The organism is Ruegeria sp. P10, from assembly GCF_056534925.1.
The window spans coordinates 132,694-149,653 of sequence record NZ_JBQERJ010000005.1; the positions used below are offsets into that span (position 1 = coordinate 132,694).

12 protein-coding genes are annotated in these 16,960 nt (G+C 58.2%); 5 read left to right on the forward strand and 7 right to left on the reverse strand.

From position 1 onward, the window contains the following. Nucleotides 1–28: 28 nt before the first annotated feature. Nucleotides 29–2,206 carry a transglycosylase domain-containing protein gene (locus ACR0FB_RS10295; protein WP_171724088.1) on the reverse strand — a complete coding sequence of 726 codons (2,178 nt, stop codon included), beginning with the start codon at nucleotides 2,204–2,206 and terminating at the stop codon, nucleotides 29–31. Between the two features lie 258 nt (nucleotides 2,207–2,464). Here ACR0FB_RS10295 and ACR0FB_RS10300 point away from each other — a divergent pair, with 258 nt between their 5' ends. Beyond that, nucleotides 2,465–2,803 (forward strand): P-II family nitrogen regulator, encoded by a 339-nt coding sequence (locus ACR0FB_RS10300; RefSeq protein WP_152459713.1) that lies wholly within the window; start codon nucleotides 2,465–2,467, stop codon nucleotides 2,801–2,803. 34 nt (nucleotides 2,804–2,837) lie between these two features. Beyond that, nucleotides 2,838–4,166, forward strand: coding sequence for an ammonium transporter (locus ACR0FB_RS10305; RefSeq protein ID WP_171635561.1), 1,329 nt, complete (start codon nucleotides 2,838–2,840; stop codon nucleotides 4,164–4,166). A gap of 70 nt (nucleotides 4,167–4,236) precedes the next feature. On the opposite strand, the gene ACR0FB_RS10310 is transcribed toward ACR0FB_RS10305, so the two are convergent. The 4 genes from ACR0FB_RS10310 to ACR0FB_RS10325 all read right to left on the reverse strand — a co-directional run bounded on the left by ACR0FB_RS10310 (nucleotide 4,237) and on the right by ACR0FB_RS10325 (nucleotide 7,176). Further along, nucleotides 4,237–5,421, reverse strand: a complete 1,185-nt coding sequence (locus ACR0FB_RS10310; protein ID WP_480620548.1) for an amino acid aminotransferase — start codon at nucleotides 5,419–5,421, stop codon at nucleotides 4,237–4,239. Then, entirely contained in the window at nucleotides 5,421–6,275 is an 855-nt protein-coding gene (sseA, locus tag ACR0FB_RS10315) for a 3-mercaptopyruvate sulfurtransferase (protein ID WP_480620550.1), read from the reverse strand. Before sseA ends, ACR0FB_RS10310 begins: the two co-directional genes overlap by 1 nt. Before the next feature lie 71 nt (nucleotides 6,276–6,346). Continuing rightward, nucleotides 6,347–6,616 (reverse strand): CBU_0592 family membrane protein, encoded by a 270-nt coding sequence (locus ACR0FB_RS10320; RefSeq protein WP_152459709.1) that lies wholly within the window; start codon nucleotides 6,614–6,616, stop codon nucleotides 6,347–6,349. Next, complete coding sequence (locus ACR0FB_RS10325; RefSeq protein ID WP_171635555.1) at nucleotides 6,613–7,176, reverse strand: helix-turn-helix domain-containing protein; 564 nt, start codon at nucleotides 7,174–7,176, stop codon at nucleotides 6,613–6,615. Before ACR0FB_RS10325 ends, ACR0FB_RS10320 begins: the two co-directional genes overlap by 4 nt. A 107-nt stretch (nucleotides 7,177–7,283) precedes the next feature. Between ACR0FB_RS10325 and ilvD the strand changes: the two genes are divergently transcribed. Next, nucleotides 7,284–9,116, forward strand: a complete 1,833-nt coding sequence (gene ilvD, locus ACR0FB_RS10330; RefSeq protein WP_171635553.1) for a dihydroxy-acid dehydratase — start codon at nucleotides 7,284–7,286, stop codon at nucleotides 9,114–9,116. A gap of 200 nt (nucleotides 9,117–9,316) precedes the next feature. Here ilvD and ACR0FB_RS10335 read toward each other — a convergent pair whose 3' ends face one another. After that, complete coding sequence (locus ACR0FB_RS10335) at nucleotides 9,317–10,135, reverse strand: sulfotransferase family protein (protein WP_171635551.1); 819 nt, start codon at nucleotides 10,133–10,135, stop codon at nucleotides 9,317–9,319. A 143-nt stretch (nucleotides 10,136–10,278) separates the two neighbouring features. Between ACR0FB_RS10335 and ACR0FB_RS10340 the strand changes: the two genes are divergently transcribed. Both ACR0FB_RS10340 and ACR0FB_RS10345 read left to right on the forward strand, forming a co-directional pair. Continuing rightward, complete coding sequence (locus tag ACR0FB_RS10340) at nucleotides 10,279–11,856, forward strand: DUF5928 domain-containing protein (protein ID WP_480620552.1); 1,578 nt, start codon at nucleotides 10,279–10,281, stop codon at nucleotides 11,854–11,856. 331 nt (nucleotides 11,857–12,187) lie between these two features. Next, the gene (locus ACR0FB_RS10345; protein WP_480620554.1) at nucleotides 12,188–15,787 is read left to right on the forward strand and encodes a flavoprotein; all 3,600 of its coding nucleotides are present in this window, start codon (nucleotides 12,188–12,190) and stop codon (nucleotides 15,785–15,787) included. Here the strand turns inward: ACR0FB_RS10345 and ACR0FB_RS10350 are convergent. Then, nucleotides 15,784–16,947 (reverse strand): hypothetical protein, encoded by a 1,164-nt coding sequence (locus ACR0FB_RS10350; RefSeq protein ID WP_480620556.1) that lies wholly within the window; start codon nucleotides 16,945–16,947, stop codon nucleotides 15,784–15,786. The genes ACR0FB_RS10345 and ACR0FB_RS10350 overlap by 4 nt on opposite strands. Between the last annotated feature and the right edge of the window lie 13 nt (nucleotides 16,948–16,960).

Consider the following 16,960-nt stretch of genomic DNA (forward strand, 5'->3'; position numbering starts at 1 on the left):
GCCCAGCGCACCGCCTTTTTTTGCCTGCTCAATTCCCGAAGATATTGTTCAACAGGTTGTTTATAGCCCGGTCCAACCCGGTTTGTTTCTTTCGCCGTTGTTGCTGCGGCTGCGCCGTTTGCACCGGAGGTTCCGGCGCCATCATCGGCAACGGGGTGGGCGTCATCCCCTCGGTCACGCGCAGCATGGTTTCTTTCCAGATTTCGGCCGGCAAGCCACCACCGGTCACGCCGGACAAGGGCGTGTTGTCATCATACCCCATCCAGACCCCGGTCACATAATCCGCCGTGAACCCGATGAACCATGCATCGCGCGCGGCCTGGGTCGTTCCGGTCTTGCCCGCCACCTGCCAGCCGGGCAATTTGGCCCGCCCGCCGGTCCCTTCAGAGACCACGCGCTCCATCATCCAGGTCAGCTGTTTGGCAGCCTTTTCATTGATGACCCTCTCGCCAATACCGGTCGTCGTGACCATGACGGGTGTTTCGTCGCCCAGCAGCTTCAGTTCGGTCAGCCCATAAGGTTCAACCTGCGACCCGCCATTCAGGATGCCTGCATAAGCCCCGGTCATCTCGATCAACGTGCTTTCCGATGCACCAAGCGCCAGCGCAGGCCCCTGTGCCAGGTCGCTGGCAATCCCGAAGCCGCTGGCAACCGTCCGAACATTGTCCAGGCCGGAAATCTCGGCCACTTTCACCGCCGGTATGTTCAGCGAGTTTTTCAGCGCATCCGCCAAGGTCACCCGCCCATAATACTTGTTGGTGTAGTTCTTGGGGCACCACTGGCCTGACCCCGGAATATCGACGCAATAGGGTTCATCCATCACCGTATCCAGCGGCGAATACCCAAGTTCCAGCGCGGTGGCATAGACGAATGGCTTGAACGATGATCCCGTCTGTCGCAACGCCTGCGTCGCCCGGTTGAACGCGCCAGACACGCGTGTCTTGCGCCCACCAACCATCGCGCGCACCGCACCGTCGGCCGACATCACGACAATGGCCGCCTGCGCCTTTGATCCTTCGCGCACTTTTTCCTGAAAGATGAATTTCAGCGCCTCTTCCGCAGAGGTCTGAATGCGCTGATCCAGGGTGGTCCGGATCACCACATCTTCGGTCGTGTTGCGGGTAAAGAACTCGGGCCCGCTGGCCATAACCCAATCCGCAAAATATCCCCCGGCCCGTGCAGCCGCCGCCTCGGACAGTTGGGCTGGGCGGGCCCGCGCTTCGCTGGCCTGCGCGGCGGTCAGATAGCCCTGATCCTCCATCAGACCGATCACAAGGCGGGCCCGGTCCTGCGACCGTTGCAGATTATTCGTCGGTGCATAACGTGTGGGCGCAACCAACAGCCCGGCCAACATCGCTGCCTCGGCCGGCGAGACTTCGGCGGCGGACTTGCCAAAGTACCGCTGGCTTGCGGCCTCGAACCCGCGCGCGCCTGCACCAAGGAAAGCCCGGTTCAGGTAGATCGTCAGAACCTCATCCTTGGAGTATTTCACCTCCATCGCCATTGCATAAATGGCCTCTTTGGCCTTGCGCAACAGCGATCCCTGTCGGCAATCGGCTTCATAGGCGGCCTCTGATTCCCATTCAGTCGGATCATAAGGCACGCCCAGACACAGCAATTTGGCCGTTTGCTGCGTTATGGTTGACCCGCCATGCCCGGACAACGGGCCGCGCCCTTCGCTCAGGTTGATGCGAACGGCGCTTGCCACACCGCGCGGGCTCACCCCGAAATGGCGATAGAACCGTTTGTCCTCGGTCGCGATGACGGCGTTTTTCAGATGCGGCGACACCGTATCGGCAGTGATCACCCCGCCAAACTGGTCGCCCCGCCAGGCAAACACTTTGCCGTCGCGGTCCAGCAGCGTGACAGACCCGCGCGCACGGCCGTCCAACAAGGCATCCAAGTCCGGCAACGAGGAATAGACGACACCCACCGCCAGGGCGATCAGGATGGCCACGACCGCTCCGACCCGCCAGGTCAGCCCCCAGACCATGCGCCAGACCCAGCGGAAAAAACGACGCAGGATGCCGCCGCCTTTGCCCCCCGATCTCTTGCGCGTCTTTTTGCGCGCAGTTTTGCGTGTGGTGGTTTTGCGAGCCGTCGCCTTCTTGCCCGCCGGGCGCTTGGATGCCGACGGTTTACGACCCTTTGACGGGTACCTTTTGTCCGCAACCAATTTCGGCTTGCGTCGCTTGGACTCAGTCATGCTCAAACTCTGCCCGGGTTTTCTTTTGCGCCACCATACCCCGGTGATCCGAGTATGTAGAGGTCCGAATTTCCTAAAATTCCCCTCACAACACTGCCCATTATTTAATCAACGCGACCAAGTTGTGCAAAAAATGTGCAATATTCTGCCATTTGGCAGCCCTTTGACCCCCAAGAGCCGTTTCATACCGCGATCCGTCGCGCATTTTTCTGCAGGTGCAAACAAACCGGTTCCACCGGAGAACCAGAGGGGAAAGACGTGAAACTGATCATTGCGACAATCAAGCCGTTCAAGCTGGAGGAGGTGCGCGAGGCACTGACCGAGGCCGGCGTGCGCGGCATGATGGTAACCGAGATCAAGGGCTTCGGCTCGCAATCCGGCCACACCGAAATCTATCGGGGGGCCGAATATGCGGTGAACTTCGTGCCCAAGATCAAGCTGGAAATCGTGGTGCCTGCCGCTATGACCGACCAGATCGTCGAGACCATCACCAAAACCGCCAAGACCGGCAAGATCGGCGACGGCAAGATTTTCGTCCTCGATGTCGAGCAGGCCCTGCGCGTGCGGACCGGGGAAACCAACGAAGAGGCGCTGTAAGGCGCCGCGACCGACAATCATTCGAGGACTGAACATGAACCTGATGAAATCCCTCATCCCTGCCGCCGCGATCGTCGCACTGCCGCAGATGGGCCTGGCGCAGGAGGCCGCCGCAACCGGCGAAACCGCGCAGCATACACAATACATCCTGACCTCGCTGCTGTTCCTGATGGGCGGCTTTCTGGTGTTCTGGATGGCCGCGGGCTTTGCCATGCTCGAGGCCGGTCTGGTGCGCTCCAAAAACGTGGCCATGCAGCTGGTCAAGAACATCGGCCTGTTTTCCTTTGCCGCCATCATGTACTGGTTGGTCGGCTTCAACCTGATGTATCCGGGCGACGGCTGGACCATCACCGGCATTCTGGGTGCCTTCTCGCCCACCTCGCTGGAACCGGTCGGCCTTGATGGCGTCGAAACCGATCTGTCCTATGCGTCGGTCGGTTCGGACTTCTTCTTCCAGCTGATGTTCTGCGCCACCACCGCGTCCATTGTATCGGGCACCATGGCCGAGCGCGTCAAACTGTGGCCCTTCTTCTTTTTCGTGATCGTTCTGACAGGCATCATCTACCCGATCGAAGCGTCCTGGCAGTGGGGCGGCGGCTGGTTGTCCGAGATGGGCTTCAGCGACTTCGCCGGCTCGACCCTGGTGCACGCCGCAGGTGGCTTCGCAGCTCTGGCCGGTGCCATCGTACTGGGCCCGCGCATCGGTAAATACAACAAGGAAGGTAAAGTTGTGCCGATCCCCGGCTCGAACCTGGCGCTGGCAACCCTGGGGACGTTCATCCTGTGGCTGGGTTGGTTCGGCTTCAACGGCGGCTCGCAGTTGGCCATGGGCACGATCGGTGACATGGCCGATATCAGCCGTATCTTCGCCAACACCAACATGGCCGCCGCCGCCGGCGCCGTTGCCGCCCTGATCCTGACGCAGGTGATGTATGGCAAGGTCGACCTGACCATGGTTCTGAACGGCGCGCTGGCCGGGCTGGTCTCGATCACCGCCGAACCGCTGGCACCGTCGCTGTTTCAGGCGCTGATCATCGGCGGCATCGGCGGCGTGATCGTGGTCTATACCGTGCCGCTGCTGGACAAGATGAAGATTGATGACGTGGTCGGCGCCATCCCGGTTCACCTGATCGCAGGCTTCTGGGGCACCTTCATCGTGGCATGGACCAACGGTGATGCGTCTTTCGTGACCCAGATCATCGGTTTCGCGGCTATCGGGATCTTCGTCTTCGTAGTCAGCTTCATCCTGTTCTCGATCCTCAAGGCCACCGTCGGCCTGCGGGTTGGCGAGGAAGAAGAGATCAACGGCCTCGACATGGGCGAACTGGGCATGGAAGCCTATCCCGAATTCTCGAAAGGCTGATCCCACTTCCACCCAAACAAAAAAACCCGGGCATTGGTGCCCGGGTTTCTTGTTTGGCAATGCCCGAAAATCAGACGCCGACGTCGACAATCGCCTGCGCAAGGATCGGAACGGTGTTGGCGTTCAGACCGGCGATGTTGAGGCGGCTGTCGCCAACCATGTAGATGCCGTGTTCAACGCGCAGTTTCTCGACCAGTTCCGGGGCCGCACCCAGGCGCGAGAACATGCCGCGGTGCTGGGCGATGAAACCAAAGCGGTCCGAGCCGCTCAGACGCTGGAGTTCGTCGGCCAGTTGGCGACGCAGGCCCAGCATAGACAGGCGCACCTCTTCCAGTTCGGCCATCCAGTCGGCGCGCAGGGCTTCGTCCATCAGGATCGTGGTCACAACACGCGCGCCGTGGTCGGGCGGGAAGGAATAATTCTGGCGGTTCAGGAATGCCAATGTACCCTGGTTCAAAGCGGTCTGCCCGGCATCGGCGCTGATGGCCATCAGCAAACCGGTGCGTTCGCGATACACGCCGAAATTCTTCGAGCATGACGCCGCTATCAGACATTCCTTGACCGAAGACGCGACCAGACGTGTCGCTTGCGCATCCTCTTCCAGGCCGTCGCCGAAGCCTTGATAGGCGATGTCGATCATCGCAACGAGGCCAAGCGCGTTGATCAGGTTCACGACCTCCTGCCATTGAACCATGTTGAGGTTGGCACCGGTCGGGTTGTGGCAGCAACCGTGCAGCAGAACCACGTCACCCGCTTTTGCGGTCTTCAGGTCTTCGATCATGCCGTCGAAATCGACGCCACGTGTGTCGCCATCGAAATAGCGGTATGGAACCGTCTCGATCCCCAGGTAGTTCAGGATCGACAAGTGGTTCGGCCATGTCGGGTTCGACACGAAGACGCGGGTCGACGGGTTGGCCATACGGATCATCTCGAAGGCCTGACGGCAGGCGCCGGTGCCGCCCGGTGTCGCCACGGCGGCGATATTGCCGCGCTCAACCGAGATGCCGAGGATCAGCCCGATCATCGCATCCGCATAGGCCGGATCGCCGGCCAGCCCGGTATAGGCTTTGGTTTCCTGCTCTTCCCAGACGCGCTGCTCGGCCGCTTTGACGGCGCGCATGACCGGGGTGATGCCTTCCGCGTTTTTGTAGACGCCGACGCCCAGGTCGATCTTCTGATCACGCGGGTCTTCGCGATACATCTGCATCAACGCCAGGATCTTGTCGGCAGGCTGCGGTTTCAGGTTCTCGAACATCAGGTCTCTCCGGTTGCGACGGGCAGGGTCGGGAAGGCGCCCCATTCAGCCCATGAGCCGTCATAAAGCGAGTGGTCTTTCTTGCCCATGCGTTCAAGCGCAAGGCTGAGGATCGCGGCGGTCACGCCAGACCCGCACGAGGTGATCGCCGGTTTCGACAGATCGACGCCCGCGGCCTCGAATATGGCGCGGCACTCTTCCGGCGACTTCATGGTACCATTGGCGTTCAGCAACTGGCCAAAGGGGACATTGCGTGAACCCGGAATATGCCCCGAGCGCAGACCCTCGCGCGGTTCGGCCTCGGCCCCGGAAAACCGGCTGGCAGAGCGGGCGTCGATGATCTCATGATCACCCAGCTTGGCGGCGGCGGAAACTTGCGTGACGTCCCGGACAAGCTGATTTTGCACCCGGACAGTCATATGACGATCACGGATGACCGGCGGCAGGTCTTCGACCTCGCGCCCTTCCGCCTGCCATTTGGGGAATCCACCATCCAGAACCGCGATGTTTTCCTGCCCCATAAGACGGAACAGCCACCAGACGCGCGCAGCCGACATCAGCCCAGCGCCATCGTAAACCACGACCTGATGACCGTCGCCCACACCCATCGCGCGCAGGCGCGACATGAATTTCTCGACCGGAGGCGCCATATGCGGCAAGTCGGAACGGCGATCTGATATCTCGTCTATTTCAAAGAACCGCGCCCCGGGGATGTGGCCTGCGTCATATTCCGCCCGTGCATCACGATTTTGCGCGGGCAAGTACCACGACCCGTCCAGAATCCGCAGATCCGGATCCTTCATATGCGCGGCCAGCCATTCGGTGGATACGAGGGTTTTTGGATCGTCCTGCATCAAAGCCTCCCCTAAGCGCGCTTGATTTTTCCCTATACCCGGCGGCATAGGGGTTCAAGGCTGGATAGCGCTCACTTGGCGCTGCGCAGGCGGAAATGTTGGATAATCCCAATGAGGCTGATCAGAATCCAAAACCCCTCGATCAACATTGATGCGAGATTGAAATTCTGGAGCAGGGAATAGACGATCAGCACCGAGCCCAGCAGGTTGATCACCGGAAAGGCCAGATCATCCGAGTTCATCATCCGCATCTGTGTTGCGAAATACGCGGCGACCACGATTAGAGCCCCGAAAGAGCCGATGGCGTCGACGATGGTCAGGCTGTCGAAAAATGCGGTCATGAATGGGCCTTGCCGTTCTCTACAAATTCGGTGTGTTGGGCGTAATGATGCATGTTCAGAAAGGCCGCCCCCTCGGGGCCGGCGCGATACCCGTGCGGAAGATCGGCCGCGAAACGCAACCCCTGCCCGGCTTGTAGGGAAACCCACTCGTCTCCGCGCAGGATCTCAAGCGTGCCGCTCAGAACAAAGACCTCTTCGGTCACGCCTGTCGCGTGGGCGGGCGACTCGTGGCTTTGGTTCGGCCTGAGGTTGACGTGGAATGTCTCGGCCCCCAGAGCGGGATCGAATGGAAAGACGATCTTGACCTCGATCGTGCCGGGGAAAGTTACGGTCTGAAAAACCGAAGGGTCCCCGTTCATCGTATCGATCAGCGCGCTGAGCGGCAGTTGAAACCCCTTGGCAATTTTCCACAGCGTTGCGATGGTTGGGCTGGATTCACCGCGCTCGATCTGCCCCAGCATGGCTTTGCTCACGCCAGTCATCTCGGCCACTTTCGACAGGCTCAGGCCCGATGCCGCACGCACGTCTCGCAGTTTCAGCGTTATATCGTCAGAGTCCATCTCATCGTCCCGCGAATCCTCTTGTGCGTTATAGCGCACATGTGGTACGTGCGCTATAACGTACGAACCCCAAGACATGCAACCCGAGGCAAAAGGGAAACAGCATCATGCCATTGTACCGATCCAGAACCTCAACCCATGGCCGCAACATGGCTGGCGCACGCGGCCTTTGGCGCGCCACCGGCATGGGAGACGATGATTTTGGCAAACCGATCATTGCCATCGTCAACTCGTTCACCCAATTCGTCCCGGGCCACGTGCATCTGAAGGATCTGGGCCAGATGGTTGCGCGCGAGGTCGAGGCTGCAGGCGGTGTGGCCAAAGAATTCAACACGATCGCGGTGGATGACGGCATCGCAATGGGCCATGACGGGATGCTGTATTCGCTGCCCTCGCGCGAAGTGATCGCGGATTCGGTCGAATACATGGTCAACGCCCATTGCGCCGATGCGATGGTCTGCATTTCGAATTGCGACAAGATCACCCCCGGCATGCTGATGGCCGCGATGCGCCTGAACATCCCTGCCATATTTGTCTCGGGCGGGCCGATGGAGGCTGGCAAGATCGATATCGCCGATCTGGAGGCCAAGAAAATCGACCTCGTCGACGCCATGGTCGCCGCGGCGGACGACAAATTCACCGACGAACAGGTTCAACATATCGAAGAGAATGCCTGCCCGACCTGCGGCTCCTGTTCTGGCATGTTCACTGCGAACTCGATGAACTGCCTGGCCGAAGCATTGGGCCTGGCCCTGCCGGGCAACGGCTCGACACTGGCGACACATGCCGACCGCAAAGAGCTGTTCCTTGAGGCAGGCCGCCGCATCGTTGAGATCACCAAGCGCCATTATGATCTGGATGAAAAAGGTTTTCTCCCACGCGAGATTGCCACCTTCGAAGCATTCGAAAACGCCATGAGCCTAGACATCGCCATGGGCGGGTCCACCAATACGGTGCTTCATCTGTTGGCCATCGCGCATGAGGGTGGCGTTGATTTCACCATGTCCGACATGGACCGCCTGAGCCGCCGCGTTCCCTGCCTGTGCAAAGTCGCGCCCAACACCGAAAATGTGCACATGGAAGACGTCCACCGCGCCGGAGGTATCTTCTCGATCCTCGGAGAGCTCAGCCGCGCAGGCCTGCTGCACGAGGAATGCAACACGGTACATTCGGCCACAATGGGTGAAGCGATCGCCAACTGGGACATCAAGGTCGCCAACAATCCAAAGGCGCAGGAGCTGTTCAAGGCCGCCCCCGGTGGTGTGCGCACCACACAGGCGTTCAGCCAGTCCAACCGGTACAAGGAACTGGACACCGACCGCGAAGGCGGCGTGATCCGCTCGAAAGAACACGCGTTCAGCCAGGATGGTGGTCTGGCCGTTCTGTTCGGCAATATCGCTCGCGACGGCTGTATCGTGAAAACTGCTGGCGTGGACGCCAATATCCTGAAATTCACCGGCTCGGCCTACGTGTGCGAAAGTCAGGATCAGGCGGTCAACGACATTCTTACGGGCAAGGTAAAAGAAGGCGATGTGGTCGTCATCCGCTATGAAGGCCCGCGCGGTGGCCCGGGGATGCAGGAAATGCTGTACCCGACGTCATATCTGAAGTCCAAGGGTCTGGGCAAAGCCTGCGCGTTGCTGACCGATGGTCGCTTCTCGGGCGGCACATCAGGCCTGTCGATCGGCCATGTTTCGCCCGAAGCGGCCGAAGGCGGTGAGATCGGTCTGGTTCAGAATGGCGACACGATCGAGATCGACATCCCAAACCGCACCATTCATCTGGCAGTTTCGGATGAAGAGCTGGCCGCCCGCCGCACGGAACAGAACGCAAAGGGGTGGGAGCCCGCCGCGCCCCGCAAACGTAAAGTGTCCACCGCGCTCAAGGCCTATGCCAAGCTGACGACCAGCGCAGCAAAAGGGGCTGTTCGCCAAGTCTAAGCACATACGCGACCGGCTTGCCGAGGCGGCGAGCCGGGTAATCAACCGTCCTCAAGAGCTCCCGCGCCCGATCCGTACCATCGGCTTCGCCGATGCCACGTTCGACCTTGGGCCCAGCGCCGCGCAGCGCGCGGCGCCGGGCCCAACCGGAGGAGATGTTTCGCAAGAAATATCGACGACGGGCGGGAGCACCCCCACCGTCAGTCGCCCAACTTGGCGTGGATTTCGTCCAAATCGATTTCACTGATCGGCATCTTGTTCGCCGGGTTTTCGAAGTCGTATTTGAACAGCTCGAAATCCTGCTTGTAGATCTCATAGACCAGATGCATTGACAGATCGTCAAAGTAGTCCTCGACCGGATGCGCACGTTTTGGCCCATGCCCTTCGGATTCATTGAACCGTGGAATCTCGGACAGTTTGACCGGGTGCTTCAGCTCGACATTGTCCAGAACATCCTGCATCCCGTCATTGAACGCTTCTGTCCAGAATATCCGGTCATAGTGACCGCCGTTCACGATGAAAGTAGACACGTGGCCTGACATCGCAGACCAGTGAATGTCCGGGTCCATCGGGCGCCGCCACCGGATCGTATCACGCGCAAACAGCAGAAACCGGCGGAAGCTGGCGATCTGGTCAAACTCTCCCTTGCCGTCGTCGCCGCCCACTTCGATCCCGTAGTTATAGATCAGCGTCGGCACCAGATTGCCGCGGTATCTCTTGCCGTTGCGCTGAATGCCGCAGATCTTGTCAAAGAATGAGCTGAGGATGCGGGTGTAGGGATTGCGCACGCAAGTGAAAGAATAGGACGCGTGATTGCGCACATTGTTCGAGATCAGCTTCTGGCTCTGATCAAATGCCCATTTGTGCATGCCGTCCTTGGCATCATGGATATCACCGTCGAAGAACTGACCATGATCCGAGAAATACATGATCTGACCAATGGTCGAGCAAGCACATTTGGGCACCACGCGGTACACCATGCTTTCGCTCTCGGTCATCCAGGTACCGGGAAACCCCATCTGCTGTGCCTCCTGCGCTGGCCAGGTCTCGATGCGATACGCCAGCTTTTGGTAACAAAGAACCAAAATTATTCTGTTTATTCAATCGCTCATCCTCAGTATCACGGTTGAAATCAGGCAAAAACGGATATTGCGTAATCTCAATGGCAAAAGTCGCCTATATATTGCTGTGTCACAAGGACCCTGAAGCCATCATTGCACAGGCCGAACAACTGACCGCTGTCGGCGATTGCATGGCCATCCATTTTGACGCCAGCGCCAGCGCCAAAGCCTATGAGCGCATTCGTTCCGCACTGGATCAGAACCCCAATGTGACCTTTGCAAAAAAACGCGTCAGATGCGGCTGGGGAGAATGGTCGCTGGTCCGGGCCACGCTGAACGGCCTGGAAGCCGCCGTGGAAAATTTCCCCCGCGCCACACATTTCTACATGCTGTCGGGTGACTGCATGGCGATCAAAACCGCTGAATACACGCACCGTTACCTCGACGATAACGACAAGGATTTCATCGAAAGCCACGATTTCTTTGAAAGCAACTGGATCAAGACCGGCATGAAGGAAGACCGGCTGATCTATCGCCACTACTTCAACGAGCGCACGCAGTCCAAGCTGTTCTATGCCGCCTATGAATTGCAAAAGCGCCTCGGTCTGACGCGGGACATCCCCCAGGACATTCAGATGATGATCGGCAGCCAATGGTGGTGCCTGCGTCGCAGAACCGTCGAAATGATACTGGATTTCCTGCATCAGCGCCGGGATGTGATCCGTTTTTTTTCGACCACGTGGATTCCTGATGAAACCTTTTTTCAGACGCTGGTGCGTCACCTGATCCCAAAAAACGAGATTGAAAACCGAACGCCGACATTCCTGATGTTCTCGGACTATGGAATGCCGGTCACTTTCTACAATGACCACTATGACATGTTGCTGGGCCAGGATTATCTGTTCGCACGCAAGATCAGCGCCGAGGCGCATGAGTTGAAGGCCCGGCTCGGCTCGCTCTATGCCAGTGAGGGCGTCGATTTCCCGATCTCGAACGAGGGGCGCAATCTGTACGCGTTTCTCACTGGTCGCGGGCGTATCGGCCGCCGGTTCGGACAACGCTTCTGGGAAGCCGGGAGCGTACTCGGCCCGGAACGGGAACTGTTCGTGATCGTCTGCAAGAAATGGCATGTCGCCAAACGTCTCGTCGATCAGATCGCATCTGAAACGGATATTCCTTGCGTTGAATACCTGTTCAACGAAGAAAATACGTTGCTGCCGGATCTGGGCGGGATCGACTCCACACTGACCAAGCGCTCTCGTCACCGGCGTGCCGTTCTGCGCCTGTTGTTCGACAGTTTCGGGTCGGATCAGCTGGTGCTGTGCCTTGACCCGGCCAATCTTGACGCGCTCGAGGATTTCTGCGGCGACCAGGCCAAAACCCACGTGCTTGAGATCGAATGCGAATACTCGGACGACTATCTGATCGGCCACGCGCGTCGGGTCGGGCTGGCCGGAGACAACAGCCCAACGGAAACCGTTGCTTCCTTGCTGCCGACCCTTCGCAACGATCTGGGCTATGAATCCGAACGGATCCGCGCTGCCCGGCTGGACAATTACCTGCGCCTGCGGGAAACGGCCCCGCGCGCCGACAATGAAGCGGTTATTGCCAAGTTTCTTGGGGTTGGTGAAGACAAAGCCCAAGCCGTCATGCAGTTGGATTACCTTTTCCTCGACTGATCCCCAAAGCCCTTCACAGATTGTCTGCCCGAAGGCTGGCACCCGTGACCCGCGCAATCCAAATCGCGGATGGCAAGTGTTCCGCCATGCAAGGCAGCCGCAGCCGCTGCAACTGCACTCGTGATTTTTATTCAATTATCGGATACTGTGCAGCCAATTGGGCCGTTTTGTTCATACTTTTTCCATCAGAAACACGGCCCTTGCCAGAAACAAACACTGAAAACAGGCAGGTCTTTTATTCTGAATGACCGTTGTCCGAGCTTCGAAGAACCAGAGGCGCTGGCGGACCGAAGATTGAAATATTGCAACGCAACTCCGGGGGGACACAGTTGTGACCATAGATCAAATTTCCAAATCCAGACCTTACACCCCAAGCGACGCAGACTGGAAGATGATATATGATGTCCTTCCGGGTAAGGCTCAGATCGCCGACCCAGCCGTCATCAACCCACAATTCGAATGTATCGAGGTGACCGGAAACGCGGTTCTGCCAGCGAACGGCATGTATATCGTGCTGCGTGGCGTGGTTCAGCTGCGCCAGAACGGAAATCCATTGGCCAGCGCGGATGTCGGTGATTACTTCTATGAAGAACACCTTCAGATCTCGGATATCCCTGTCAGCCTAGAAGCACTTGCGCTGGATGGAACCCGGTTGGCGTATCTGTCCAGCCAGAACTGGCTTCAGATACCAGAGAGCGTCCGGCAACCCTGTTTTGCAACGATGTTTGGTGATCTGGTCAGCGTTCAGTTGCAGAATTTTCAGCAGCCGATCAATTGTTGCAGTGTCACGGCGGCCGCTCTCAGCATGTCGGCGCTGGGGTTCAGCTGCGAAGTGAATGACATCTTCCGCGAATGCGCATTGCCCTCGTCCTTTGTCGTGAACGACGGAATCTCGCTGGGCGAGCTTTTTGACGTCGCCTGCACCTACATTCACACGCAGGGGCTGCGCGAGAGGGTTCAGGTTCAGGCCTATTTCATGGACGCAGACACAACCAGTGTGCCGCTGCTGCTTGAGGCGATCGACGAATCCAACCGGCTGGGCGGTGACAACGACATTCTGGTCGCAAATTTCCAGGTCGGTCTTGCCCATGGCAACGAGACTATGCCCGGCGGCCATTTTGCCGTCATCGCCAAGTGCAATCCAAGCACGGGGCTGGTGCATATGATGGATGTGCACCCTGAGAAATACGGCAAGCTTTGGGTGACAACCGTCGAACGGTTGTGGCAAGCCATGTCGGATCGTGACGGAACCTCGATGCGGTCCCGCGGCCTTTTGCGGTTTTCAGCACGGGCCGCGGTCAAGACGCACCTGAAGACCTTCAAGCAGCGGTGCAATTACGTCGACAGCACACGTTATCTGGCGAAAGATCCCAAGAAACGCCGCAACCTGTTCCGCCGGGCAACGCCCAACATGAACTCGATCGGCGTTTTGGTGGAAAGCCTCGCCATTCACGGCGACTACAGGGTGGACGAGGACGAGTTGCTGCGGGCGGCCCAGGTGTCGTTCACGGATACTGTCCGCCGGGTCGCCACCGCCAAAGACATGCACGACATGGTCGAAAAGTATATCAGACAATCCGAGAACCTGCATCTGAGCAGTTCGTTCCAGAGCTTTGAGACCCGCGACGACAAATCAATCCAAACCCCCGAAGACTGGTTCAAGGCGCAGTTGAAAAGCCTGACCCCCGACAGCAACCGTCACCTGATGATCAACATCGACTTCAATCGCGTCACCGGGATCGAGGCGATCCGCCCGCCGGACAACGTGTTCCGGGAAACTGCGTTGCTCGAAGAGTTCTGGTGCCTTTGCATAGACTATGACGAGGATGAAGACGTTGTGACCATAGTCGATATGAGTCCGGCAACCTCGCAGGTCTGGCAAGCGCCGCGGGGCAACATTTTCCGCGGTCTGCGGGATCTCGAAGACCCTGCATTGCTGGTGATCGAAGAGGTCGAGCCGCCCGAAAACCCAAGCGATGTTGCCAGCATCATTAAGCACAATACGATGGTTCTGTTCTACGAGGACGAGGACCCGTGGTCCTATATGCTGCGCAGCATTCTTTCGAATATCGGGGCAACGACCGTCAAGCAGATCGACGTGGGCGGGCGCGATCCCAATATGATCAGGATGCGGCGGCAACTGGTGACGCTGGGCGAAAGACCGGACGTGCCGTATTTGTTTTTCAAAGGAAAATGCATCAGCAAAAGTGAAAAGCTGGAAGACATCGTAGACATGATCCAGGCCGGTGAATTGCAGGCCAGAATGCGCAGGGAAGGGCTGCCGGTATCCGAACTGAATGAAACCCCAAGCCTTGAGAAGAACCCGTTCGGCTATCCCAAGGGGGTGATGAATCAAGTGAACGCCGGAAAGCGAAACGTATTGCTCTGCGCCTGCGGGTCATCGGCGGCGGACAAGATCCCCGAGCTTGTCGAACGTATTGTCGACGCGGGGCATAACGTGAAACTGATCCCGTCTGTTTCGGCCGAGAAGTTCTTTCGGGATTTCGGCGCCGAACGGATCGACGCCAAGATCACCCACAATGACTATTACCGCGACGATGACGAGTGGAATTTCCGCTATTTGAATTTCGACATGCCGGTGCGCGCCTCGCATCTGGCACTGTGTGACTGGGCAGATTGCGTCATCGTGGCCCCCATCACCTGCAACACGATGGGCAAGGTTGCCAATGGCATCGCCGACAATCTTTTGACCTCGGTCTTCGTGGCATGGCAATACCAGAAGAAACCCGTGATCCTCTGCCCCGCGTGCAATACGAATATGTGGAACAATATCACCACACAGAACAACGTCGACAAGCTTAAGACGCTTGGGGTCGATTTCGTCGGACCGCGTGAAGGTCGCCTGTCGAACGGCCGGATGGGCATCGGCATGATGGCAACGCCGGACCAGATCATGGAGGCACTGGAAGACGCGTTCGAGGAATTGGACGACCAGAAGTATCGCGTCTGCAAATGGGCGCGCGAGGCCGCTGCCGCCGATGATATCAACGAATGGAAGCGCGTGTTCCGTGCCATCGACGAAGGGGTCGTCGGGGTCAACATCGTGGACGAGGCCCATGGAGATTCACTGTTGCACTATGCAGCGGGCGGTGAAGGCGAACTGGGCGAAAGCGGCCATGATCTGGGCAAGCCGGATTATGAGGCCGCCCAGAACCTGATCGACAGGGGTATCGACGTCAACATTGTCAACGATCACGGGTTCACCGCATTGCATGTGGCGGTGATGAACAAGGCACCGAAGATGGTGGAAATCCTGCTGCGGGCCGAAGACATGGATGCGACCTCGTGCATCGAATTCGTTCAAAGCATGCAGATCGAACCGGAAATCCGTTCCATGCTGGACGCCTGGGCGCAAGATCACAACCTGAGGATGGCAGACCCCGAACAGGGGCGTGACGAAAGCTTCGTGGCGGTGAACGAACCCTCTTACCTGTATTTCACCTATGGATCACTGAAGCAGGGGTTCCCCAATCATGACGCACACAGCGCGGTCCTGAATGAATTCGTGGGAACGGCGCGCACCCGGCAACCAATGCCCCTGATCATCCCGAAGGAACCATTCTGCGACAATCCCAACTGTGGGTATCTGCATCGCATGGCAACCCTTGTGGATCAGCAGGGGATGGGCAAGCAAGTGGGTGGAGAGGTCTACCGTGTCACCGAATCCGGCCTCGGCGAACTGGACAGGCTGGAAGGGTATTACGGCCCCGGCTCACCCGAGAATGTCTATGTGCGCAAGAAAATCAACGTCGTCATCGAGGGTGCGATGAAACCCGCATATGCCTATGTGATCGCTGATCCGGAAAAATACCTGAAAAGCTGGCGCGAGGGTACATCCGAAGTGGTGAGCGATTACACGCTGGACATGGCGCAGGGCGAACCCAAACCCGGGTTTGAACCCGTGGCCTAACAATCCCGCGTGCTGATCGGTGGCGGTTCCGAGCTATCCTTGATGCCGAGGTTATAGGCCGTGATCGCCACCATACACAGCAGCACGAAGGGCCAGAAACTGGCCTTTGGGATCAGGTTGTCTCGATAATGGATGATCCGCAGCGACGGCACCGCCTCTGAGGCGAACAGGTACGTATTGATCGAAACCGCCAACAGCATGAAGTACATAAGGAAAAAGAACGACTCCATATAGATCACGGGCGATCCGGCGAATCCTTCGCGCAGTTGCACATGGGCCAGCAGGATCACGAAGAACAAAACCGAACAGGTGCCGATCACGCTGGACGTGCTGAAGTCATGCCGCTCGACCAACCCCTCGCGGCGCGTGACGGTCATGACTGCACCGAACAGCAGCATCACCACGACCAGCAACGGGATCATGTGAACGATGAACGCGTTTGCAAAATTGCGTTTGATGACGAAGTTGTAATGCAACTCAGGCGTGTTGGTCTGGTAAGCGTTCTGCCGGATGCCCAGCGTCGTATCCAGTTTCGACAGCTTGTAGTCGAAATAGGTGTTTTCTCGCTCCCACGTGCCCATCACGATCCGGTTGTCGATCCCGAAAATGTCATCCGATCCGGTCGCCGGATAAGCCTCGAAGTCAGGAACCAGCGCGATATTGACCTCGAAAGAAGCGGGCGAGAACCGCACCCAAACCGTTTTGTGATCGAAGGGATAACTGGTGTAGTCGAAGCTCTGGCGCAGGGTTTGTTCAAAATACCAACCAATCAAGACGCCGTCGGGTTGCGACAAGCGGTATGCCTCTTCAACAAGGCCGTTTGCCGTATCGACCGCTTCGGGCAGAAGAAACCCAACCTCACCTTCGGCAGGAAGGATCGCATCATGTTCCTTTGCTTTGTAGTGCTGCCAGATATAGCCGGTAAGCCGCACATCGCTGGCGCCCAGAAAGCTGAATGACTTTATGAAAATCCCCGTTCTCAAACGATAGTCCGGCGCCACGTCCAATCTGCACAGATACGCATCTACCGAAGCCTGATCGGGCAGCTGCGTCAGGTCTTCCTCGAAATGGTTCAGTTCGATCCAAAGCTTGAGCAACAAGGCGGCCAACCCAAAGGTCAGCAGGCCAGAGATAAGCCAAACCTTTTTTTCGACGCTCATTCAGCCTCCTGCC

What these genes read in the sequence shown, in the direction of transcription:
- ACR0FB_RS10350 (WP_480620556.1), bottom strand. Translation starts at nt 16,947, where the DNA reads ATGAGCGTCGAAAAAAAGGTTTGGCTTATCTCTGGCCTGCTGACCTTT.
- ACR0FB_RS10295 (WP_171724088.1), bottom strand. Translation starts at nt 2,206, where the DNA reads ATGACTGAGTCCAAGCGACGCAAGCCGAAATTGGTTGCGGACAAAAGG.
- ilvD (WP_171635553.1), top strand. Translation starts at nt 7,284, where the DNA reads ATGCCATTGTACCGATCCAGAACCTCAACCCATGGCCGCAACATGGCT.
- sseA (WP_480620550.1), bottom strand. Translation starts at nt 6,275, where the DNA reads ATGCAGGACGATCCAAAAACCCTCGTATCCACCGAATGGCTGGCCGCG.
- ACR0FB_RS10320 (WP_152459709.1), bottom strand. Translation starts at nt 6,616, where the DNA reads ATGACCGCATTTTTCGACAGCCTGACCATCGTCGACGCCATCGGCTCT.
- ACR0FB_RS10325 (WP_171635555.1), bottom strand. Translation starts at nt 7,176, where the DNA reads ATGGACTCTGACGATATAACGCTGAAACTGCGAGACGTGCGTGCGGCA.
- ACR0FB_RS10310 (WP_480620548.1), bottom strand. Translation starts at nt 5,421, where the DNA reads ATGTTCGAGAACCTGAAACCGCAGCCTGCCGACAAGATCCTGGCGTTG.
- ACR0FB_RS10340 (WP_480620552.1), top strand. Translation starts at nt 10,279, where the DNA reads ATGGCAAAAGTCGCCTATATATTGCTGTGTCACAAGGACCCTGAAGCC.
- ACR0FB_RS10305 (WP_171635561.1), top strand. Translation starts at nt 2,838, where the DNA reads ATGAACCTGATGAAATCCCTCATCCCTGCCGCCGCGATCGTCGCACTG.
- ACR0FB_RS10335 (WP_171635551.1), bottom strand. Translation starts at nt 10,135, where the DNA reads ATGGGGTTTCCCGGTACCTGGATGACCGAGAGCGAAAGCATGGTGTAC.